Origin of the sequence: Micromonospora sp. NPDC047467 (assembly GCF_040643095.1) — a bacterium.
Taxonomy (GTDB): domain Bacteria; phylum Actinomycetota; class Actinomycetes; order Mycobacteriales; family Micromonosporaceae; genus Micromonospora.
Map to the genome: position 1 here is coordinate 502,576 of NZ_JBEYTO010000003.1, position 20,843 is coordinate 523,418.

General features: G+C 72.1%; 21 protein-coding genes. 5 read left to right on the top strand and 16 right to left on the bottom strand.

Annotated elements, in window-relative coordinates:
- Window positions 1–50: 50 nt before the first annotated feature.
- Window positions 51–1,028 carry a sigma-70 family RNA polymerase sigma factor gene (locus ABZ780_RS11000; RefSeq protein WP_357485642.1) on the top strand — a complete coding sequence of 326 codons (978 nt, stop codon included), beginning with the start codon at window positions 51–53 and terminating at the stop codon, window positions 1,026–1,028.
- A gap of 9 nt (window positions 1,029–1,037) precedes the next feature.
- On the top strand, window positions 1,038–1,280 hold the full coding sequence (locus ABZ780_RS11005; RefSeq protein ID WP_357485644.1) for a hypothetical protein: 243 nt from the start codon (window positions 1,038–1,040) through the stop codon (window positions 1,278–1,280).
- Window positions 1,281–1,291: 11 nt separating this feature from the next.
- Here the strand turns inward: ABZ780_RS11005 and dapB are convergent, their stop codons facing one another.
- The 7 genes from dapB to ABZ780_RS11040 all read right to left on the bottom strand — a co-directional run bounded on the left by dapB (window position 1,292) and on the right by ABZ780_RS11040 (window position 9,982).
- Window positions 1,292–2,065 carry a 4-hydroxy-tetrahydrodipicolinate reductase gene (gene dapB / locus ABZ780_RS11010; protein WP_357485645.1) on the bottom strand — a complete coding sequence of 258 codons (774 nt, stop codon included), beginning with the start codon at window positions 2,063–2,065 and terminating at the stop codon, window positions 1,292–1,294.
- A gap of 116 nt (window positions 2,066–2,181) precedes the next feature.
- Window positions 2,182–3,579 carry a pitrilysin family protein gene (locus ABZ780_RS11015; RefSeq protein WP_357485646.1) on the bottom strand — a complete coding sequence of 466 codons (1,398 nt, stop codon included), beginning with the start codon at window positions 3,577–3,579 and terminating at the stop codon, window positions 2,182–2,184.
- 47 nt (window positions 3,580–3,626) lie between these two features.
- On the bottom strand, window positions 3,627–6,023 hold the full coding sequence (locus ABZ780_RS11020; protein ID WP_357012115.1) for a polyribonucleotide nucleotidyltransferase: 2,397 nt from the start codon (window positions 6,021–6,023) through the stop codon (window positions 3,627–3,629).
- Between the two features lie 226 nt (window positions 6,024–6,249).
- Window positions 6,250–6,519, bottom strand: a complete 270-nt coding sequence (gene rpsO, locus ABZ780_RS11025; RefSeq protein WP_030337594.1) for a 30S ribosomal protein S15 — start codon at window positions 6,517–6,519, stop codon at window positions 6,250–6,252.
- Window positions 6,520–6,719: 200 nt separating this feature from the next.
- Window positions 6,720–7,649: a bifunctional riboflavin kinase/FAD synthetase gene (locus tag ABZ780_RS11030; protein ID WP_357012112.1), complete on the bottom strand. Its 930-nt coding sequence runs from the start codon at window positions 7,647–7,649 to the stop codon at window positions 6,720–6,722.
- A gap of 76 nt (window positions 7,650–7,725) precedes the next feature.
- Window positions 7,726–8,610, bottom strand: coding sequence for a tRNA pseudouridine(55) synthase TruB (gene truB, locus ABZ780_RS11035; protein ID WP_357012110.1), 885 nt, complete (start codon window positions 8,608–8,610; stop codon window positions 7,726–7,728).
- Window positions 8,611–8,641: 31 nt separating this feature from the next.
- Window positions 8,642–9,982, bottom strand: coding sequence for an MATE family efflux transporter (locus ABZ780_RS11040; RefSeq protein WP_357012107.1), 1,341 nt, complete (start codon window positions 9,980–9,982; stop codon window positions 8,642–8,644).
- Window positions 9,983–10,377: 395 nt separating this feature from the next.
- On the opposite strand from ABZ780_RS11040, the gene ABZ780_RS11045 reads away from it, so the two are divergent.
- On the top strand, window positions 10,378–11,127 hold the full coding sequence (locus ABZ780_RS11045; protein ID WP_357012104.1) for a hypothetical protein: 750 nt from the start codon (window positions 10,378–10,380) through the stop codon (window positions 11,125–11,127).
- Window positions 11,128–11,712: 585 nt separating this feature from the next.
- On the opposite strand, the gene ABZ780_RS11050 is transcribed toward ABZ780_RS11045, so the two are convergent.
- The 9 genes from ABZ780_RS11050 to rimP all read right to left on the bottom strand — a co-directional run bounded on the left by ABZ780_RS11050 (window position 11,713) and on the right by rimP (window position 19,689).
- A complete protein-coding gene (locus ABZ780_RS11050) occupies window positions 11,713–11,922 on the bottom strand; it encodes a DUF6186 family protein (protein ID WP_357485648.1) in 210 nt (69 codons plus the stop codon).
- Window positions 11,922–12,329: a hypothetical protein gene (locus ABZ780_RS11055; protein WP_357012098.1), complete on the bottom strand. Its 408-nt coding sequence runs from the start codon at window positions 12,327–12,329 to the stop codon at window positions 11,922–11,924. Before ABZ780_RS11055 ends, ABZ780_RS11050 begins: the two co-directional genes overlap by 1 nt.
- Before the next feature lie 72 nt (window positions 12,330–12,401).
- Complete coding sequence (locus ABZ780_RS11060; protein ID WP_357012096.1) at window positions 12,402–13,460, bottom strand: bifunctional oligoribonuclease/PAP phosphatase NrnA; 1,059 nt, start codon at window positions 13,458–13,460, stop codon at window positions 12,402–12,404.
- Window positions 13,457–13,951, bottom strand: coding sequence for a 30S ribosome-binding factor RbfA (gene rbfA, locus ABZ780_RS11065; protein WP_357485649.1), 495 nt, complete (start codon window positions 13,949–13,951; stop codon window positions 13,457–13,459). The genes ABZ780_RS11060 and rbfA overlap by 4 nt, the downstream gene beginning before the upstream one ends.
- A gap of 125 nt (window positions 13,952–14,076) precedes the next feature.
- A complete protein-coding gene (locus ABZ780_RS11070; protein WP_357485651.1) occupies window positions 14,077–14,373 on the bottom strand; it encodes a DUF503 domain-containing protein in 297 nt (98 codons plus the stop codon).
- A gap of 90 nt (window positions 14,374–14,463) precedes the next feature.
- Window positions 14,464–17,487, bottom strand: a complete 3,024-nt coding sequence (gene infB / locus ABZ780_RS11075; RefSeq protein ID WP_357485653.1) for a translation initiation factor IF-2 — start codon at window positions 17,485–17,487, stop codon at window positions 14,464–14,466.
- 93 nt (window positions 17,488–17,580) lie between these two features.
- The gene (locus ABZ780_RS11080; RefSeq protein WP_357012086.1) at window positions 17,581–17,913 is read right to left on the bottom strand and encodes a YlxR family protein; all 333 of its coding nucleotides are present in this window, start codon (window positions 17,911–17,913) and stop codon (window positions 17,581–17,583) included.
- A gap of 16 nt (window positions 17,914–17,929) precedes the next feature.
- On the bottom strand, window positions 17,930–18,973 hold the full coding sequence (gene nusA / locus ABZ780_RS11085; RefSeq protein ID WP_357012084.1) for a transcription termination factor NusA: 1,044 nt from the start codon (window positions 18,971–18,973) through the stop codon (window positions 17,930–17,932).
- Window positions 18,970–19,689 carry a ribosome maturation factor RimP gene (rimP, locus tag ABZ780_RS11090; RefSeq protein WP_357485654.1) on the bottom strand — a complete coding sequence of 240 codons (720 nt, stop codon included), beginning with the start codon at window positions 19,687–19,689 and terminating at the stop codon, window positions 18,970–18,972. Before rimP ends, nusA begins: the two co-directional genes overlap by 4 nt.
- Window positions 19,690–19,843: 154 nt before the next feature.
- Between rimP and ABZ780_RS11095 the strand changes: the two genes are divergently transcribed.
- Window positions 19,844–20,371 carry a hypothetical protein gene (locus ABZ780_RS11095; RefSeq protein WP_357485656.1) on the top strand — a complete coding sequence of 176 codons (528 nt, stop codon included), beginning with the start codon at window positions 19,844–19,846 and terminating at the stop codon, window positions 20,369–20,371.
- On the top strand, window positions 20,368–20,805 hold the full coding sequence (locus tag ABZ780_RS11100) for a ferritin-like domain-containing protein (protein ID WP_357012078.1): 438 nt from the start codon (window positions 20,368–20,370) through the stop codon (window positions 20,803–20,805). Before ABZ780_RS11095 ends, ABZ780_RS11100 begins: the two co-directional genes overlap by 4 nt.
- The last annotated feature ends 38 nt before the right edge of the window (window positions 20,806–20,843 follow it).

The following is a 20,843-nucleotide window of genomic DNA, read 5'->3' on the forward strand; positions in this document are numbered from 1 at the left end:
CCGCCGGATCTACCGGCCCGATGTCGGACCGTTCGCCTACGGTCGGGCTCATGAGGGCAGCGAGCGCGTCAGTGACGGCGCCGACAGACGACGGCCGGCTGGAGGAGCACCGGGTCGAGCTGACCGGCTACTGCTACCGGATGCTCGGCTCGCTGTTCGACGCCGAGGACGCGGTGCAGGAGACCCTGCTGCGCGCCTGGCGTGGGTGGGAGGGCTTCGACGGCCGGTCCAGCCCGCGCACCTGGCTCTACCGCATCGCCACGAACGTCTGCCTGGACCATCTGCGCGGCCGCAACCGGCGCGCCCTGCCGACGGACTTCGGCGACCCGTCACCGCCGGTGGCGGCGGCCCTGGGTGATCCGGAGGCCGGCTGGGTGGGGCCGGCACCGGACGCGGCGGTGCTGCCGACGGCGGATCCGGCGGAGCTGGCGCTGCTACGGGATTCGGTACGGTTGGCGTTCGTCGCCGCGCTCCAGCACCTGCCGGCCCGCCAGCGTGTGGTGCTGATCCTGCGCGACGTGCTGCGGTGGCACGCCGACGAGGTCGCCGGCCTGCTCGACAGCAGCGTGCCGGCCGTCAACAGTGCGCTGCAACGTGCCCGCGCGACGCTGGCCGATCGGGCGGCAACGGCCGACGCGGCGAGCACGCCTGTGTTGGACGAGGAGCAACGCGATCTGCTGGCCCGCTACGTGCGGGTCTTCGAGCGCTACGACATCGACGCCCTCGTGGGTCTGCTGCGCGCCGACGCCATCCAGAGCATGCCGCCGTACCGGATGTGGCTGCGCGGCGCGGCCGACATCGGTCGCTGGATGGTCGGCCCGGGGGCGGGCTGCCGTGGCTCCCGGCTCCTGTCGGTGTCGGCCAACGGCGGGCCGGCGTTCGCCCAGTACCGGCCCGACCCGGCCGGTGGGCACCTACCGTTCGCCATTCAGTTCATCGAGGTCGCCGGCGGCCGGATCACGCGGGTCACGTCCATGTTGGATCCGGCGCTCTTCGCCCGCTTCGGCCTGCCCGACCGGCTGCCCTGACCACCACCGATGAGTTCGGCGCCGGCCCTGGTCTACCCGAAGGCCGACCACACGCCAGCGACCTACACGGTGCTCAACTTCCCGGTCGACGACGTGGACCGGGCAGTCGACGAGCTGACCACGCGCGGGGTGCGCTTCGCCCGCTACGACGGGATGCCGCAGGACGACAAGGGGATCATGCGTGGGCAGGGGCCCGCGATCGCCTGGTTCACCGACCCGGCCGGCAACATCCTGTCCGTCCTGGAGCAGTAACCGGGGCGCGATCAGTCGAGCAGGGCGTCCAGGCCGACGGTGAGGCCGGGGTGGTTGCGCACCGCGCGGACGGCCAGCAGCACACCGGGCATGAAGGACACCCGGTCGTACGAGTCGTGCCGGATGGTCAGCGTCTCGCCGGTGGTGCCGAAGAGCACCTCCTGGTGGGCGACGAGGCCGGTGGCACGGACGGCGTGCACGCGTACCCCGTCGATGTCGGCGCCCCGCGCGCCCGGCACCTCGTCCCGGGTGGCGTCCGGCACCGGGCCGAGGCCGGCCTCGGCGCGGGCCTGGGCGATCTGCCGGGCGGTGTGCGTGGCGGTGCCACTCGGCGCGTCCAGCTTGCGCGGGTGGTGCTGCTCGATGATCTCGACGGACTCGAAGTGCCGGGCGGCCCGCGCCGCGAACTGCATCATCAGCACCGCGCCGATGCCGAAGTTGGGTGCGATCACGGCGTTGACGCCGGGCTTGCCGGCCAGCCAGCCGCGTACCTGTTCCAGGCGCTGCTCGGTGAAGCCGGTGGTGCCGACCACCGCACTGATGCCGTGCTCGACACACCACCGCAGGTTGTCCATGACGACGTCGGGCGTAGTGAAGTCGACGACCACCTCGGCGCCGGCGGCCGAGACCGCGGACAGGTCGTCACCCTGGTCGACCGCTGCCACCAGGTCAAGATCGTCGGCGGTGTCGACCGCCTTGCAGACCTCGATGCCCATCCGGCCCCGAGCGCCGAGCACACCGACTCGCAGCGGCTCGTTCGGGTTTCTCTCCTGCGCGTCCGTCACGGGCCACAACCTACCAATCGGGACGTGCGCCTCCCGCCGGACGGGGTCCACACCCACCATCCGGGAGCACGCCTGCCCGACAGCGCCATCACGCGCTCACGCGACGGCGACAGCCCTCAGGCGGAGAAGTCGCTCTTGCCGAACGGGCCGACCACGGCCAGCGACATCGGCCGGCTCAGCAGTTCCGCGGCGAGCGCGTTGACGTCCGCCACGGTGACCTCGTCGACCCGACGGAGCAGCTCGTCCACCGGCATCAGGTCGCCGTAGAGCAGCTCACCCTTGGCCAGGCGGCTCATCCGGGAACCGGTGTCCTCCAAGCCGAGCACGAACGAGCCCTTGCTCATCCCCTTGCCCCGGGCCACCTCGGCCTCGGTCAACCCGTCGGCGGCGACCCGGGCCAACTCGGCGCGGGTCAGGGCGAGCACCTCGTCCACCTTGCCCGGCGCGCAGCCGGCGTAGACGGCGAACAGGCCACTGTCGGCGTACTGGCTGGCGTAGGAGTAGACCGAGTACGCCAGGCCGCGCTGCTCGCGGATCTCCTGGAACAGGCGGCTGGACATGCCACCGCCGAGCACGTTGTTGAGCACCCCGAGGGCGAAGCGCCGATCGTCGATGCGGTCGATGCCGGGGCAGCCGAGGATGACGTGCGCCTGCTCGGTCTCCTTCGGCTCGACAAGCGTGGTGGCCGGCTTGGTGCGTACCGTCGGGGTGGCCGCGCGGTGCGACGCCGGGGCCGCCGGGTCGCTGTCCAGCGGGGTGCCGCGTATCGCCTGGCGGACCAGCTTGACCACCGTGGCGTGGTCGAGGTTGCCGGCGGCGGCGATGACGATCTGCGGCGCCGTGTACCGCCCCCGGTAGAAGCTCTGGATCTGCCGGCGGGTCATCGGCGTGACGGTCGCCTCGGTGCCGGAGATCAGCCGGCCCAGCGGGTGGTCGCCGTAGACGGCGCGGGCGAAGAGGTCGTGCACCTCGTCACCGGGCTCGTCGTCGTGCATGGCGATCTCCTCCAGGATCACGCCACGCTCGGTCTCCACGTCGGCCGGCTCCAGCAGCGAGTCGGCGACCAGGTCGCACATCACGTCGATCGCCAGCGGCAGGTCCTCGTCCAGCACGCGGGCGTAGTAGCAGGTGTATTCCTTCGTCGTGAAGGCGTTGGTCTCGCCACCCACCGCCTCGATCTGCGACGAGATCTCCAGCGCGGTGCGCTTGTGGGTGCCCTTGAAGAGCAGGTGCTCCAGGAAGTGCGCGGCACCGGCCTGGGGACGGGTCTCGTCCCGCGAGCCCACCGCCACCCAGATCCCGAAGGAGACGCTGCGCATCGCGGGAATCGCCTCGGTGAGCACACGAAGGCCGCTGGGCAGCACGGTACGTCGTACCGTGCCGCCCAGCGGGTCGTCGCTGAGCGTCCGGGTCACCGCCCGGGCGGTGCCGCCGGAGCGGCCCGCCCCGGTGTCCCGAGACGGGGCCACCCCCCGTCGATCCGGTGGAAACGGCGCACTGAAGGCCCGACTCACGTGGTGCTCCCGGTTCGACGAGGGGTGGGTGATGCGATGTGCGGAGGTCAGCTGTGCCGGGTCCGGCGGCGCGGACGCTCGCCGCCCTCGCCACCCTCGCCGCCGCCGTTGCCGCCGCCCTCGCCACGGTCACCGCGCTCCGGGCCACGGCCGCCCCGGTCGCCGCCACGCTCGCGGTCGCCCCGGTCACGCGGACCACGGTCGCCCCGGTCACGGCTGGCCGGCCGGTCGCCACCGGCGGCCTCGCCAGCGGCCGGCGCCTCGGCACCCTCCGGGCGGACCTTGTCCAGGTAGATCTTGCCGCGGGCGTCGATGTCCGCGATCTCGACCTCGACCCGGTCGCCGACGTTGAGGAAGTCCTCAACACGCTCGACCCGCTTGCCGTCGCCCACCTTGGAGATGTGCAGCAGACCGTCGCGGCCCGGCAGCAGCGAGATGAACGCGCCGAACGCGGCGGTCTTGACCACCGTGCCGAGGAACCGCTCGCCCTGCTTCGGCAGCGTCGGGTTGGCGATCCCGTTGATCCGGTCGACGGCCGCCTGGGCCGACGGGCCGTTGGTGGCGCCGACGTAGATCGTGCCGTCGTCCTCGATGGAGATCTCGGCGCCGGTCTCGTCCTGGATCGCGTTGATGGTCTGCCCCTTCGGGCCGATCACCATGCCGATCTTGTCCACCGGGATCTTGACGGTGGTGACCCGCGGCGCGTAGTCGGACATCTCGGCCGGAGCCTCGATCGCCGCCTTCATCACGCCGAGGATGATCTGCCGGGCCTCGTTGGCCTGCTGCAGCGCGGCGGCCAGCACGTCCGACGGGATGCCGTTGAGCTTGGTGTCGAGCTGGAGCGCGGTGACGAACTCCGGCGTGCCGGCGACCTTGAAGTCCATGTCACCGAACGCGTCCTCGGCACCGAGGATGTCGGTCAGCGTCACGTACTGGGTCTTGCCGTCCACCTCGTCGGAGATGAGCCCCATCGCGATGCCGGCGACCGGCGCCTTCAGCGGCACACCCGCGGAGAGCAGGCCCAGCGTCGACGCGCAGACCGAACCCATCGAGGTGGAGCCGTTGGAGCCGAGCGCCTCGGAGACCTGCCGGATGGCGTACGGGAACTCCTCGCGCGACGGCAGCACCGGGATCAGTGCCCGCTCGGCGAGCGCGCCGTGGCCGATCTCGCGCCGCTTCGGCGAGCCGACCCGGCCGGTCTCACCGGTCGAGTACGGCGGGAAGTTGTAGTTGTGCATGTAGCGCTTGCGGTTCTCGGGGGACAGCGTGTCCACCATCTGCTCCATGCGGAGCATGTTCAGCGTGGTGACGCCCAGGATCTGGGTCTCGCCCCGCTCGAACAGCGCCGAGCCGTGCACCCGGGGCAGCACGCCGACCTCGGCGGTCAGCGCCCGGATGTCGCGCGGGCCACGCCCGTCCATGCGGACCTGCTCGCGCAGCACGCGGTTGCGCACCTCGGACTTGGTCAGCGACCGGAAGGCGGCGCTGAGCTCCTTCTCCCGACCCTCGAACCGAGCGCCCAACTCCTCGGCGACCCGGGCCTTGACCCGGTCCAGGGCCTCCTCGCGGTCGGCCTTGCCGGCGATGGTGATCGCCTCGGCGACCTCGCCGCGGGCCAGCTCGGAGACGGCGTCGTACACGTCGTCCTGGTAGTCCAGGAAGACCGGGAACTCGGTGACCGGCTTGGCGGCGACCTCGGCCAGCTCGCTCTGCGCGCGGCACAGCTCACGGATCGCCGGCTTCGCGGCTTCCAGGCCACTGGCCACGACCTCCTCGGTCGGGGCGGTGGCACCGGCCGAGATCAGGGCGACGGCGTTCGGCGTGGCCTCGGCCTCGACCATCATGATCGCGACGTCGCCGTCCTCCAGCGTGCGGCCCGCCACGACCATGTCGAAGGTGGCGCGAGCCAGCTCCTCCAGGGTCGGGAAGGCGACCCACTGGCCGTCGATGTGCGCGACCCGGGTGGCACCGATCGGGCCGGAGAACGGCAGGCCGGACAGCTTGGTCGACATCGAGGCGGCGTTGATCGCCACGACGTCGTACGGGTGCTGCGGGTCGAGCGCGAGGATGGTCTCGACGACCTGGACCTCGTTGCGCAGGCCCTTGACGAAGGACGGGCGCAGCGGCCGGTCGATCAGCCGGCAGGTGAGGATCGCGTCCTCGCTGGGCCGACCCTCACGGCGGAAGAACGAGCCGGGGATGCGGCCCGCGGCGTACATCCGCTCCTCGACGTCGACGGTCAGCGGGAAGAAGTCGAACTGCTCCTTCGGGTGCTTACCGGCGGTCGTGGCGGAGAGAACCACCGTCTCGCCCAGCTGGGCGATGACGGAACCGGCGGCCTGGCGAGCCAGCCGGCCGGTGGAGAAGGTGATCTCACGGGTGCCGAAGGACCCGTTGTCGATCACGGCGGTGCGGGATTCGGTGCCGAGTTTGGTCTCGGTCATGTGCTGTCGTGCTCCTTCGCGTCGTGGGCCCACGACATCGGGGAGCTGCTCAGCCGGCCGGTCTTCGATCGAAGCGCCCGGGTGGCCGGCATGATGCCGGGTTCCCGGGGGCCACTACCGGAGACCGGTACGCTGACCGGCTCCCTCTCGGGTGGTCGCGCGGCCCGTGTTTGTTCAGGTGGGACGCGGTACGGGGGAGCGGCCGGTCGGCCACTCCCCCGTCACGTCACCGGCGCAGGCCGAGCCGCTCGATGAGCGACCGGTAGCGGGCAATGTCCTTCTTCTGGACGTAGTTGAGCAGCCGACGGCGACGGCCGACCAGCAGCAGCAGCCCACGGCGGCTGTGGTGGTCGTGCTTGTGCACCTTCAGGTGCTCGGTCAGCTCGGCGATCCGCTTGGTGAGGACCGCGACCTGGACCTCCGGCGAACCGGTGTCGCCCTCGGCGGTCGCGTACTCCGCGCGGATGCTGGCCTTGGCTTCCTGGTCGAGCGCCATGTTCTCCCTGTTTCGATGGGTTGATCAAGTAGGTGTCCGTCGTCCCGATGAACCGGGAACGGACCGGTACCTCGCACCCGCGGCGTCGTGCAGGCACGCGAGGCCCCACGCCGGTCACCCGACGTCCGGGCAAGACTACCAGCAACCAGCGGAAGCGCCCGGTGAAGGGCTCGGCAGGAGCGGCGCGAACACCGCGACGATCAGCTCAGAGCGCGCCGAGTGCGTGCGACGTCCTGTTCGATCTGGGCGATCAACGGTTCGACCGAGTCGTACCGGACCTGACCGCGCAGGTGTGCCACGAAGTCCAGCGCCAGCCGCTCACCGTAGAGGTCGCCGTCGAAGTCCAGCGCGTACGCCTCCACCCGCCGCTCCCGGCCGGAGAAGGTCGGGTTGGTGCCCACCGACACCGCCGCCATCAGCGGCTCGTGCTGCCCTCGGCGGATCATCCGGGCGGCGTACACCCCGTCGGCGGGCACCGCCGCGTACCGGTGGCAGAGCAGGTTCGCCGTGGGGAAGCCCAGCACCCGGCCGCGCTGGTCGCCGCGCACCACCACGCCCTCCACCCGATGCGGGCGGCCCAGCGCGGCCGCCGCGGCGCCCACGTCACCCGCGTCGACGCAGGAGCGGATGTACGTGGAGGAGAAGACCGTGCCGTCCTGGGCGACCAGCGGGCCGCCCTCCACCCCGAAGCCGAAGGTCTGCCCCAGCCGCTCCAGCAGTGCCACGTCGCCGGCCGCCCGGTGCCCGAAACGGAAGTTGCTGCCCACCACCACCAGCGCCGCGTGCAGGTGCTCGACCAGGATGTCGTGCACGAACTGCTCGGCCGGCAGCCGGGAGAACTCCGCGGTGAACGGCACCACGCAGAGCACGTCCACGCCGAGCGCCTCGACCAACTCCGCCTTGCGGGCCGGTTCGGTGAGCACCGCCGGGTGGGAGCCGGGCCGGACCACCTCGGCCGGGTGCGGGTCGAACGTGACGACCACCGACTGCACGCCCAACTCCCGGGCCCGCGCCACGGCGTGCCCGATCGTCGCCTGGTGCCCCTTGTGCACGCCGTCGAAGACACCGATGGTGACGACCGAGCGCCCCCAACCACCGGGTGCCGCGTCGTACCCCCGCCACCGCTGCATGCCGTTCCTCCCCTGCTGTCCCGCCGTCCGGCGGGTCGACACCGCCGACCGGGGCCGGCGAACCTGCCTCCCGGTCTCAGGCCGGGGCGAGCACGATCTCCGCGCGGGCTCGCCCGTCCCGCTCGCTGACGATAGCGATCAGGCCGCCGGTCGGTCCGAACACGGCGTACGGGCCGGTGAGGCCGGCCGGGTCCAGCGGCCCTCCGTGGGCGAGCACCCGCGCCTCGTCGGGCGTCGCCTCCCGCCGGGGGAAGAACCGGTCGGCCGCCGCGTCCAGCGGCAGGTTCACCACGTCCGGGGAGCGCTGCTCCAGCTCGTCGAGGGTCGCCGCCTCGGCGAGGGTGAAGCCGCCCACCGCGGTGCGGCGCAGCGCGGTGAGATGCCCACCGACGGAGAGCGCCAGGCCCGCGTCCCGGGCGATGGCCCGGATGTACGTCCCCGACGAGCAGGTCACGTCGACGTCAACGTCCACGACGTCCGGCTCGGTGCGGCGGATCGCCAGCACCTCCAGCCGGGAGATGGTGACCCGCCGCGCGGGCAGCTCGACGCTCTCCCCGTCACGGACCCGCTTGTACGCCCGCTGCCCGTCGATCTTGATGGCGCTGACGGCGCTCGGCACCTGGTCGACCTCGCCCGCCAGTGCTGCCAGCGCCGACCGGATCGCGTCGTCGGTGACCTGGCCGGCCGGCGTGGTGGCGATCACGTCACCCTCGGCGTCGTCGGTGACGGTGGCCTGGCCGAGCCGGATGGTGCCGGTGTAGCTCTTGCCGGCGCCGATCACGTAGGTCAGCAGCCGGGTGGCCCGGCCGACGCCGATGATCAGCACACCGGTGGCCATCGGGTCGAGGGTGCCGCCGTGCCCGACCCGCCGGGTCTTCGCCAGCCGGCGGATCCGCGCCACCACGTCGTGCGACGTCATGCCGCCGGGCTTGTCGACCACGATCAGACCATCGGTGCTCACGTCGGCCAAGCCTGCCAGACGCAGGCGTCGGTCAGCGGACGGCCCCGACCACCGCCCAACGGCCGTCGCGCATTCGCAGCAGCAGAGCGACCAGGCGGATCACCACGGACAGGGTGAGCCCGGCCCAGATGCCGCCCAGCCCGAGATCGAGCCCGTAGGCCAGCCAGATGGCCGGCAGGAAGCCGCCGAGCGTCGCCACGATGGTGAGGTTGCGCAGGTACCGCACGTCGCCAGCGCCGATCAGCACGCCGTCGAGGGCGAACACCACCCCGGCCAGCGGCAGCATCCCGACGAACCACGGCCAGGCCACCATGGCCTGCTCGCGTACCTGCGCATCGGAGCTGAACCACGACGGCACGACGCCGGCGCCGGCGGCGATGAGCAGCGCGAACGCGACGCCGCAGATGCCGCCGAGCAGCCCGATCCGGCGGGCCAGCGCCCGCGCGCCCGCGTCGTCGTCGGCGCCGAGCGCGGCGCCGACCAGGGACTGCGCGGCGATGGCCAGCGCGTCGAGCACCAGCGCGGTGAAGAACCAGAGTTGCAGGGCGATCTGGTGCGCGCCGACGGCGGCGGCGCCGAAGCGGGCGGCGACCGCGGTCGCCGAGAGGAAGCTGGCCTGGAACGCCACGCCCCGGATCAGCAGGTCCCGGCTGAGCACCAACTGCTGGCGGATCACTCGGGGCCGGGGGCGCAGCGACACCCGCTCGGAGACCAGTGCCACCGCGAAGAGCACCCCGCAGAGCGTCTGCGCGACGACGTTGGCGATCGCCGATCCGATCAGGCCCAGCCCGACGGGGTAGACCAGCAGCGGGCAGAGCAGCGCGGAGAGCAGGTTGGGCCCGAGCACGAAGATCAGCGGGCGGCGAGTGTCCTGCACACCGCGCAGCCAGCCGTTGCCGGCGGCGGCGAGCAGCAGGCCGGGAGCGCCCAGGGCCGCGATCCGCAGCCAGTGCGCGGCGGCGTCGGCCACCTCGCCACCACCGCCGGCGAGGGTACGCGCGAGTGCGCCCCCGCCGAACTGCATGCCGACCGCGATCAGCAGCCCGACACCGAGCGCCAGCCAGGACGACTGGACGCCCTCGGCCACGGCCGCCGCCCGGTCGCCGGCGCCGAAGCGGCGGGCCGAACGGCCGGTGGTGCCGTAGGCGACCACGGTGCCGACCCACGCGGTGAGCGTCATCACGGTGCCGCCGACGGCGAGCGCGGCGAGCGGCACCCGGCCGAGGTGCCCGACCACGGCCGTGTCGACGAGCACGTAGAGCGGCTCGGCGGCGAGCACGACGAGGGCCGGCAGTGCGAGTGCGGCGATCCGGCGCGGCGAGGCTGGCCCGTTGGTGGCCGTCGGGGTGCCGGTGGTGGCTTGTTGGCTCATCGCCGCCGATCCTGGCACGACCACTGTAAGGAGTACAAGAGCAGTGGGCGCTTACAAATCTCTCACTCAATGGGAACAGCGAGGAGAGCCAGTCCGCCGAAGTCGCCTGCCAGGGCACCCACTTGCGGCGGTCACTACCCTGATCGGGACTCCCACGCATGTGGTTCACATTTTTGACACCGATAGGGCTTACAGTGAGCAACGGTTACCCCCCGTACGAAGGGCAGCAGCCAGACCCCAACGTCACACCCTGGAGCGGGCCGCCAGCCCCGCAGCAGGGCGGCTACCCCCCCTACGAGCAGCCACCGGCGGCCCCGCAGTACGGCGCCCCGGCGCCACAGTATGGAGCCCCGGCGCCACAGTATGGAGCCCCGGCGCCACAGTACGGGGCCCCGATGCCCCCGTACGGAGCCCCCGTTCCGCCGCCGAAGAAGTCGAACAAGGGCCTGATCATCGGGCTCGTCGCCGGCGCGGTGGTCCTCGTGCTCGCCATCTGCGGCGCCGGCGTCGGGCTCGTGCTCGCCTTTGACGACGACGAGCCCGGCGCGACCGCATCCGCAGGCCCGAACCCCACCCCCGGCACCGACACGGGCAGCACGCCGGACGCGGCGGCCTCCCCCACGCCCGCCCAGTCGGACCAGCCGAACGACAACAACTCGATGACGGCCCGCTTCTCCAGCGACCTGTCGAACGTCTGCGAGGGCAGCCAGATCCTGAACGCGGCCCCCTACAGCGGACCGGCCGGCGCCAAGGCGTACACGTTCTCGAACAACCCTGACCGGCCGACGTTCTGGTCGTCGAAGTTCGTCGGCTCGAGCAAGCCCTACTACGCCAAGAGCGATGAGTACGAGAAGGTGTCGGTGGTCGGCTGCCTGAAGTTCGAGGAAGGCAGCCAGGGCACGCCGAAGAAGTGCCAGTACAAGGACAGCGCCCAGAAGCAGGTCACCGTCGACTACGTCTCGTCGCGCTACACCCTGACCTTCTACGCGGCCAAGACTGCCGAGAAGATCGGCGACGGCGGCACCGTGACCGGCCCGGCGAACCGGTGCCCGAGCATCATCTCGTACGACAAGTCCACGATGAAGGCGTACGCGGCGCCGGACTCCGGAACCATCGAGGCCGCCCTGGACAAGTTCCTGTCCTGAGCGGCTTCTGCGGGCGGCCGGGGAGGGCGGGAGACCGGCCGCCCCGGCCGTCTTTTCGGCCGGTCATCGGGCGGGTCGGTGCTTCTGGCCCGAGGGGACAGTCACCTCGGCGGAGTTGCTGAGGACGGCGCCGATCATGAGCGGCAACCGGGTTGGGGCATCAAACCGGACAGGCGGTGACGTTGTCGACGCGTCGCGTCGACGGCGTCACCGCCTGGCGCCTCGGGTCACTGACGCGTGTCCATCGAGGTCTGGAGTGCGCGGCGAGCCTGCTCGCGGGCGTCGTCGGTGGTTTCCGGCTTGGGCTTCTTCGGCATGGTGGCGCTCCTTCCAGGGTGCGAGCCGCCGACAACGGCAGCCCTCACGGGCGGTCTTACTGCGCGCCCCACGGCGGTCCGGGGTTACCGGAGCAGCCGGCTGGGCAGCGTGAGCCCGGGTCGGTGCGACCCTGGAGGAAGGCAGCGCGAGGTGTGGCACCACCACCCACGACCTGCACCGCAGCGCGCTGCCGGTCGCCTCCCAAGTTATCGTTCAGGTCCACATGCTGCTTACGGTTCCCATCATCTGGGCACCCGCCGACCCGGTTCAGCGGGCCAGGAAGTGCCACCCTAGCCACCACCAGAAACCGAACAGACCGATACGGCCCACCGGCACCGGGCCGACCTCGTAGCGCATCACGTACGCGCAGACCTCACCCAGGGTGGGGATCCGGGAACCCTCCCGCCGGGCCAGCCACTCGACCACGGCGAAGAGCGCCAGCGAGACGAGGAAACCACCGATAGCGAACGCCCGCATCATCGCCGCACCAGCCCCCAGAACGCCGCCAGCCAGGCGAACCAGGCTGCCGAACGGGTCAGACTGTCCTCCAGCAGCGGGTCGGCCAGCCGGGAGAAGGTGGGAAAGTCGTCACCGACGGCCATGACGAAGGTAGCGCCCTCGAAGACGCCGAAGACCACCACCGGCAACGCCCACCAGGCCGCTCCCGCACCCAACCGGCGCGGCGCCGGCCGGCGCGGCACGCGGTTGCTCAGACCGAGCCAGATCAGCACCCCGCCGGTGCCGAGCGTGTAAAGATTGGCCTCGGTCGAGAACGACGCGAACCGCCCACCGACGAGCGACAGGCAGACGAGAACCGGGACGGAGACGGCAGGCCGGTCCCAGACTCGGGGGGCCTCCATGGTGAGGTCGTGCGGCTGTTCCATCCCGCAATTCTTCCCGGTCATACGGAGTGTCGGAAGACCAACACCCCCCGGAGCTGACCCTGATCTTCGCAGTCAGGCGGCGGTGTCGATCAGGGCCGCGCCCAGCTCGCCGCGGATCGCCTCGACCACCTGCTCGACGGAGCCCCGGCCGGTGAACCCGGCCGCGAAGCGGTGCCCGCCCCCGCCCAGCGCGACCGCCACCCGGCTGACGTCGACCGCGCCCTTGCTGCGCATCGACACGGCCCAGTCGCCGGATGCGGTCTCCTTCAGCACGCAGCTCACGTCCGCCTCAGCGGTGCAGCGCACCGAGTCGATCAGCGCCTCCAGCACGTACGGCCGCTGCTCGTGGCGGGCCAGGTCGTCCAGGGTGGCGAAGGTCCACACCAGCCCTCGTCCGTCGGCCGCCGCCGGCTCCAGCCGGGCCCTGCCGAGCACCTCGCCGAAGAGCCGGACCGCCCCGAAGGGCCGGGTGTCGAAGACCCGCCGGGAGATGTCCCCGGGCGAGATGCCGGTGGCCAGCAGGCGGGCGGCCAACTGGTGCACCGCCGGGGTCGTCGCCTCGAACCGGAACGAGCCGGTGTCCGTGGTCAGCGCCACGTACAGGCACTCGGCGACGGCCCGGTCCAGCGGTACGCCGAGCCGGGCCAACAACTGCTCGGCGACCACCGACGTCGCCGCGGCCCTGGCGTCGATCAGGTTGACCGTGCCGAAGCCGGGGTTGGAGGCGTGGTGGTCGAGCACCAGCGACGAACCCGCCGCCGACAGCCGCCCGGCCAGCTCGCCGAGGCGCGACTCGCTCGCCGCGTCGAAGCAGATCACCAGATCCGGATCCGGGTCCGCGGCGCTCGCCGGGACCAGCAGATCCAGGCCGGGCAGACCCCGGAACGGCTCGGGCACCTCCGGCGGCCCGGGGAAGGTCGCCTGCAACAGGTGTACGCCGAACCGGCGCAGACCCAGACCGAAGCCGAGCATGCTGCCCAGCGCGTCGCCGTCCGGGTTGATGTGACAGATCAGCAGCACCCGGCCGGTCGGCGGGAGGGCACGGATCAGCGCCTCGGCCGCGGCCCAGTCCGCCTCGGCGGGGCCGGCGCCGATCGCGGTGGCGAGCTGGGTGCCGGCGCTGCCGGTCACCGCGCTTCCCCACCCCGGGGGTTGTCCGCGACCTCGTCGGCCTCGTCGGCCTCATCAGCCTCGTCGTCGTCCTCGTCGTCGACCCGGTACGGCTGCGCCTCGCCCGCGTACTTCGCCTGGGCGGCGAGGCGCTGCACCTCGGCGTCGGCGTTACGGGCGGCGGCGAGCAGGTCGTCGATGTGCTTGACCTGGTCCTGTACGTCGTCGAGGACGAAGGTGAGCGTCGGCGAGTGCCGCAGCCCGAGGGCCTTGCCGACGGTGCTGCGCAGCATCCCCTTGGCGCTCTCCAGCGCCGCCGCCGTGTCCGCCTGGGCCACCGCGTCACCGAGCACCGTGTAGAAGACCGTCGCGTCGCGCAGATCCGCGGTGATCCGGGCGTCGGTGATGGTGATCATGCCGAGCCGCGGGTCCTTGATCTGGCTCCGCACCACCGACGCGACCAGCTCGCGCACCCGTTCCGCGTGCCGGCGTACCTTGGCCGGATCAGACATCTCGCCACCTCCACGGCGTCCTGCTCCCGGCCGCCGACGACCGTGGGGCCGCCGGCCGACCGGCCAACATCTCGAACACTACCTTCGTGGCCCGCACCGGTCGCCCGGCACCGTCGGCACCCTGGTCAGTCGTCGTCCACGCCGTACAGCCGGCGCCGGACCGACAGCAGCTCGACCTCCGGGCGAGCGGCCACCAGGTGCTCGCAGGAGTCGAGCACCTCGCGGACGTGCACCGCCTCGGCGGCCACCACGGCCACCGCTATCTGCGCCCGACCGTGCAGGTCGTGCGCACCCACCTCGGCGGCCGAAACCTCGAAGCGGCGCAGTGCCGCCACGATCGGCCGTACATATGATCTCTTGGCTTTGAGCGACCGGGAGTCGCCCGGCAGCAGCAGGTCGAAGACCGCGGTTCCGGTGAACATCGCTCCGGACGATACCGGTAACCCACCCCGCATGATCAAGGGGTTTACGCCGGTCGGCGTAAACCCCTTGATCAGCGTGTCACTGCCGGATCAGGCGCGAACCTTCTCCCGCATCTCGAAGGTCTCGATGACGTCGCCGACCTGGACGTTGTTGTAACCACCCAGGGTCAGACCACACTCGAAGCCCTCGCGGACCTCGGTGGCGTCGTCCTTGAACCGCTTGAGCGAGGTGATCGTGAGGTTGTCCGCCACGACCGTCCCGTCCCGAAGCAGCCGAGCCTTCGCGTTGCGTCGGATGATGCCCGACCGGACGATACAACCGGAGATGTTGCCGATCTTGGACGAGCGGAAGACGTCGCGGATCTCCGCGCTGCCCAGCTCGGCCTCCTCGTACTCCGGCTTGAGCAGGCCCTTGAGCGCTGCCTCGATCTCCTCGATGGCCTGGTAGATGACGGTGTAGTACCGGATCTCCACGCCCTCGCGGTCGGCCATCTCACGGACCTTGTTCGAGGCCCGCACGTTGAAGCCGATGATCGTGACCGGCTCGGACGAGGCACTCGCGAGCATGACGTTGCTCTCGGTGATCGCGCCGACGCCCCGGTCGAGGACCTTGAGCTGGACCTCCTCGGGGATGTCGAGGTTGAACAGCGCGTCCTCCAGGGCCTCCACCGAACCGGAGACATCGCCCTTGAGGATGAGGTTGAGCGAGGTCTTCTCGCCCTCCTTGAGCTGCTCCATGAGCGTCTCGAGGGTGGCCCGACCACGGGAGTTGGCGAAGGACGCCGCCCGCCGCCGTGCCTGCCGCTGCTCGGCGATCTGCCGCACCGTGCGGTCGTCCGCCGCGGCGAGGAACGTGTCTCCCGCGCCGGGCGGCGCGGTCAGACCCAGCACCATGACCGGACGCGCCGGCCCAGCCTCGGAGAGCTGGTTGCCGTTCTCGTCGAGCATGGCCCGGACCCGGCCGTGCGCCCCACCGGCGACGATCGAGTCGCCCGCCCGCAGGGTGCCCTTCTGCACCAGCACCGTCGCCACCGCACCGCGGCCCTTGTCCAGGTGCGCCTCGATGGCCACACCCTGCGCCGGCCCGTCGATCGGAGCGGTCAGCTCCAGCGACGCGTCGGCGGTCAGCAGGACGGCCTCGAGCAGCTCCTCGATGCCGATGCCCGGCTTGGCTGCCACGTTGACGAACATGGTCTCGCCGCCGTACTCCTCGGCGACCAGGCCGTACTCGGTCAGCTGCTGGCGAACCTTGTCCGGGTTGGCCTCCGGCTTGTCGACCTTGTTGACCGCGACCACGATCGGCACGTCGGCCGCCTTGGCGTGGTTCAACGCCTCGATGGTCTGCGGCATCACACCGTCGTCGGCCGCGACGACCAGGATCACGATGTCCGTGACCTGGGCGCCACGAGCACGCATGGCGGTGAACGCCTCGTGACCCGGGGTGTCGATGAAGGTGACCGCCCGGTCCTCGCCCTCGTGCGGGACGTGGACCTGGTAGGCACCGATGTGCTGGGTGATGCCACCCGCCTCACCGGCCACGACGTTCGCCTTACGGATGGCGTCGAGCAGCTTGGTCTTACCGTGGTCGACGTGACCCATGACGGTCACCACCGGCGCACGGCTGACCAGACGCTCCTCGGCCACCTCCGCGTCGAGGTCGATGTTGAACTGCGCGAGCAGCTCGCGGTCCTCGTCCTCCGGGCTGACGATCTGGATGTCGAAGCCCAGGTGCTCACCCAGCAGGTGCAGGGTGTCGTCAGAACAGGACTGGGTCGCGGTCACCATCTCGCCCAGGTTGAACATCTCCTGGACCAGCGAACCCGGGTTGGCGTTGATCTTGTCCGCGAAGTCGGACAGCGAGGCGCCACGGGAGAGCCGGACGACCTGACCCTGACCCCGGGGAGCACCCGAGCTCATGGTCGGAGCCGACAGGTTGTCGAACTCCTGTCTGCGCTGCTTCTTGGACTTGCGACCGCGCGTCGGCCGACCACCCGGACGCCCGAAGGCACCCGCGGCGCCGCCGCCACGGCCACGACCGCCCGCACCCGGACGACCGCCGCCACCGGCCGGACCACCCGGACGGAAACCGCCACCGGGAGCACCCGCACCGCCGCCGGGACCGCCACGGTAGCCACCGCCACCGCCGGCACCCGCGCCGCCACCAGGGCCGCCGCGGTAACCGCCGCCACCGGCGCCACCGCCGCCACCGCCGGGACCGCCACGGAAACCGCCGCCACCGCCACCGGGACGACCTGCGCCGCCACCGGGACGACCGGCGCCACCGGGACCGGGGCGACCGGCAGCCGGACGCTGGCTCGGCATGGACGCCGGGCTGGGCCGCGGCGGCATGGAGTTCGGGCTCGGCCGCGGCGGCATGCCCGCCGGGCTGTTGGGCCGAGGGCCACCCGCACCGGCGGCCGGGGGCCGCTGCTGCTGGCCACCCTGGATGCCGAACGGGTTGTTACCGGCACCGCGCGCCGGCGGACGACCGCCCGGCCGGGCACCCGGACCGGGAGCCGGCGTGCTCGGACGAGCTGCCGGCGAACCGGGACGGGGCGGCATCGCCGCGGGACCCGGCCGAGGACCGGGCCGGTTACCGCCGTCTGCCGGAGGCTCCCGGCGAACGGGGTTGTCCCGCTGCTGCTGGCGGGCGGCCTGCGCGGCCTTGACCGCGGCCTCCTGCTCAGCCTTCAGCGCGGCGGCACGCGCCTCCGCGGCCGCCACCTCGATGTCGTGGGCACTCGCCGGCTTGGCGACCGGGGTCACCGTCTGCGGGGCACCGGGAACCGGCCCCTTGGGCTTCGGACCGGGTGCCGGCGCGGCCGGCCGCCGAGGCGGCATCGGCTTGGCCGAGACCCGGGGCGCGCCCGGGGTCGGGGACGGCGTGGGGCTCGGGGTCGAAGCCGGCGCCGACGCGGGCGCCGACGGGGCGGCCGGCGCCGGAGCACCGGTCGACGCGACGAATGCGTTACGCAGTCGTCGGGCGACGGGCGCCTCGACGGTGCTGGACGCGGACTTCACGAACTCGCCCATTTCCTTCAGCTTGGCGAGAACGGTCTTACTCTCGACCCCGAGCTCTTTTGCAAGCTCGTGTACGCGGGCCTTGCCTGCCACTGCACTCCTCACTCCGAGGTCGTGCGGGCAGCACCCGCAGCGACCTCACTCGTGCACTTGAAGCCTGGTCATTTCAGGGACTTCATCGTGTGCTCATGTCGGTCGTCCTACCTTGCTAGCGACCCTCGCCCGGTCGGGCTGACCGGACGTAGTGGTTGGCGCATCGACGTGCTCCGCCAGCACACCGTGGTCGAGGACCTCGGTGATGCGCAGCGCTCGCCCGAAGGCTCGGCGCCGCACCGCCAGCGCGAAGCAGGCCGGATCCGGGTGCATGTTCGCTCCCCGACCCGGCAGCCTGCGGAGCGGATCAGGCCGGAGGCTGTAACCAGCCTCGTCCCCGATCGCGACGACCCGCAGCAATTCGCTGGCCGGCGCACGCTTCCGGCAACCCACACAGGTGCGCTCCGGCTGCGCGCGTCGTACCACTGGAGGAAGTCTACCCCTAGCTGCCCGAGATCGCGCCGCCCGGCTCCGGTACCTGATCAGCTCCGCCACGTGCGGCCGGCGCGGCCTGCTCCGCGTCGGAACGGATGTCGATCCGCCAACCGGTCAAACGGGCAGCGAGACGGGCGTTCTGCCCCTCCCGGCCGATGGCGAGAGAGAGCTGGAAATCCGGAACGGTCACCCGGGCAGCCCTGCCGGCCAGGTCCACGACCTCGACCCGCAGCGCCTTGGCCGGCGACAACGCGTTGCCGACGAAGGTTGCCGGGTCGTCCGACCAGTCGATGATGTCGATCTTCTCGCCGTGCAGCTCGCTCATCACGGCTCGGACCCGCTGACCCATCGGGCCGATGCAGGCGCCCTTGGGGTTCACCCCGGCGGTGGTGGAGCGTACGGCGATCTTCGTACGGTGACCTGCCTCACGCGCGATCGCGCCGATCTCCACCGTGCCGTCGGCGATCTCCGGAACCTCCAGCGCGAACAGCTTCTTGACCAGCGCCGGATGCGACCGGGACAGGGTGATCTGCGGCCCGCGCATGCCCTTGGCCACGTGCACCACCACGCAGCGGATCCGCTCGCCGTGCGCGTACCGCTCGCCGGGCACCTGCTCGGACTGCGGCAGCACGCCCTCCAGCTTGCCCAGGTCGACGCTGACGATGCCCTTCTCGATCCGCGTCTCGTGCGCCTGCACCACGCCGGTGACGAGGTCACCCTCGCGGCCCACGTACTCGCCGAAGTGCACCTCGTCGGTGGCCTCCCGCAGCCGCTGGAGGATCACCTGCTTCGCGGTCATGGCGGCGATCCGGCCGAAGTCGTGCGGGGTGTCGTCCCACTCCCGCACCAGGCTGCCGTCGGAGTCCATCTCCTGCGCGTACACCAGGGCAGCGCCGGACTTGCGGTCGATCTCCACCCGGGCGTGCGGCTCAGCGCCGTCGGTGTGCCGGTAGGCGGTCAGCAACGCGGTCTCGATCGCCGCGAGAATCGTGTCGAACGGGATCTCCCGCTCGCGCTCGAGTGCGCGTAGCGCCGCGAGGTCGATGTTCACCTCTCCTCGTCCTCCACATCATCTTCGTCGTCGATGTCGTCTGAATCGTCGATCTCGTCCGAGTCGTCCGCGTCGTCGATCTCGTCGTCCGGCTCGCCCAACTCGGCGAGGCGGGTGAACTCGACCTGAACCCGGCCCGGCCCCAACTGGGCGTACGCCCAGGAGTCCCGGCCGGCGTCGGTCTCCAGCTGCACTGTCTCGTCGTCGGCCCCGACCACCCGGCCGGTCAGCTGGCGGTCCCCGGAGGGCTGCTCACCGCGCTGGCCGGGCAGCGCGACCGCGCCCCGGACGGTGACCTTGACGAGCCGACCCACGTTGCGCCGCCAGTGCCGGGGCAGGGTGAGCGGCCGGTCCACACCCGGCGAGCTGACCTCGAGCTGGTACTCCCCGGCGAGGATGTCGCCGCTGGCCTCCTCGGCCGCGTCCAGAGCGGCCGAGACCGCCCGGGAGACGTCGGCGACGGCGTCCAGGTCGATCCCGCCGTCGGTGTCCACGATCACCCGCACCACGTGCCGGCGACCGGCCCGGGAGACCGACAGGTCCTCCAGGTCGTAGCCCGCGTCGTTGACCACCGGCTCAATCACGGCCCGCAGCCGGGTGCGTCGCGCGGCGAGATCACCGCCGCCGCGCGGGCCGGTGGTGTCGCGCGGGCCGCGGGGACCCGCGGCGTCGCGGGGTCGACCCGTCGACCTGGTGGCACGGCCACGCTGTGTCATCTCCGCACCCTCTCACTGGTCGACCGGGACGCTCGTCCCGCCATGCCGGCACGCCACCGGAGCGGACGCGCCGGCGGCTGCGCAGAGCGTAACGCGCCCGCCGGTCGCCGGACCGGGCGGCGCACCGACGCCGGTGGCCCCCGGAGCGGCGCGGATGGTGTTGACTTGCCCGGTGGGGATCGGCAGAACGACACAGCGCGACCATGCATCCGGACATTCCCGGCGAAACCTCCTGCGTGCCGGGGCACTGGTGGCGCTCGGCACCAGCGTGGCCCCGCTGGCCGGCTGTGATCTTTTCGATCGGGACGACGAGCCGACACCGCCACCAGACCCGCTACGACCGATGGTCGACGAGTCGCTCGGCCTGGCCGCCGCGTACCGGGAGAGCGCCGTGACCCACCCGGACCTGGCCGGCCGCCTCGATCCGATCGCCGAGACGCACACCGCGCACGCCACCGAGCTCGCCCGGGTCATCGGCGTCCCGCTCCCCTCCGCGCCCGCCGCCGCACCGAGCACCACCCCGGCGACCGACCCGGCCGGCGCGCTGGCCGCCCTCCGCGCGCTGGAGAAGACCGCCCAGCAGTCCGCCACCGCCGCCTGCGCGTCCGCCCCGGCGGAACGCGCCGCGCTGCTCGGCTCCATCGCCGCCGCGCGGGCCACCCACCAGGAGGCACTGAAGTGAGGCAGCCGACCGCCGCGGAGGCGCTCGCCACCGCCCTCTCCGCCGAGTACGCGGCCATCTACGCCTACGGGCGCATCGGCGTCCGGCTCACCGGGGCGGCCCGCGACGCCGCACGCCAGGCCGAGGCCGCGCACCGACGCCGGCGCGACGCGCTGGTGGTGCAGCTCAGCACCACCGGCGGCACCGTGCCGCCGGACCGGGCCGGGTACGCGCTGCCGTTCGCCGTCACCGATCGGGCAACTGCGTTGCGACTGGCCGTCGACGTGGAGGAGCGGACTGCGGCGCACTGGCGGGCCGCGCTGGCCTCCACCACCGGCGCCGACCGCGACCAGGCGCTGGCCGCCCTCGTCGAGTACGCCGTACGCGCCACACGGTGGCGCAAGACCGCCGGCGTCACCCCGCTGACTGTCGCTTTTCCCGGTCGCCCGAGCTGAGCCGGATCCGCTCCGGTTGCGGTACGGGATACCAGGTA

Excerpts from the sequence above, each read along its gene's own strand:
- ABZ780_RS11000 (WP_357485642.1), top strand. The coding sequence starts at position 51 with ATGAGGGCAGCGAGCGCGTCAGTGACGGCGCCGACAGACGACGGCCGG.
- ABZ780_RS11055 (WP_357012098.1), bottom strand. The coding sequence starts at position 12,329 with ATGGAACAGCCGCACGACCTCACCATGGAGGCCCCCCGAGTCTGGGAC.
- ABZ780_RS11030 (WP_357012112.1), bottom strand. The coding sequence starts at position 7,649 with ATGCAGCGGTGGCGGGGGTACGACGCGGCACCCGGTGGTTGGGGGCGC.
- ABZ780_RS11040 (WP_357012107.1), bottom strand. The coding sequence starts at position 9,982 with ATGAGCCAACAAGCCACCACCGGCACCCCGACGGCCACCAACGGGCCA.
- rpsO (WP_030337594.1), bottom strand. The coding sequence starts at position 6,519 with ATGGCGCTCGACCAGGAAGCCAAGGCCAGCATCCGCGCGGAGTACGCG.
- rbfA (WP_357485649.1), bottom strand. The coding sequence starts at position 13,951 with ATGTCTGATCCGGCCAAGGTACGCCGGCACGCGGAACGGGTGCGCGAG.
- ABZ780_RS11070 (WP_357485651.1), bottom strand. The coding sequence starts at position 14,373 with ATGTTCACCGGAACCGCGGTCTTCGACCTGCTGCTGCCGGGCGACTCC.
- ABZ780_RS11045 (WP_357012104.1), top strand. The coding sequence starts at position 10,378 with ATGCCCCCGTACGGAGCCCCCGTTCCGCCGCCGAAGAAGTCGAACAAG.
- ABZ780_RS11095 (WP_357485656.1), top strand. The coding sequence starts at position 19,844 with ATGGTGTTGACTTGCCCGGTGGGGATCGGCAGAACGACACAGCGCGAC.
- ABZ780_RS11050 (WP_357485648.1), bottom strand. The coding sequence starts at position 11,922 with ATGCGGGCGTTCGCTATCGGTGGTTTCCTCGTCTCGCTGGCGCTCTTC.
- ABZ780_RS11020 (WP_357012115.1), bottom strand. The coding sequence starts at position 6,023 with ATGACCGAGACCAAACTCGGCACCGAATCCCGCACCGCCGTGATCGAC.
- rimP (WP_357485654.1), bottom strand. The coding sequence starts at position 19,689 with ATGACACAGCGTGGCCGTGCCACCAGGTCGACGGGTCGACCCCGCGAC.
- ABZ780_RS11005 (WP_357485644.1), top strand. The coding sequence starts at position 1,038 with ATGAGTTCGGCGCCGGCCCTGGTCTACCCGAAGGCCGACCACACGCCA.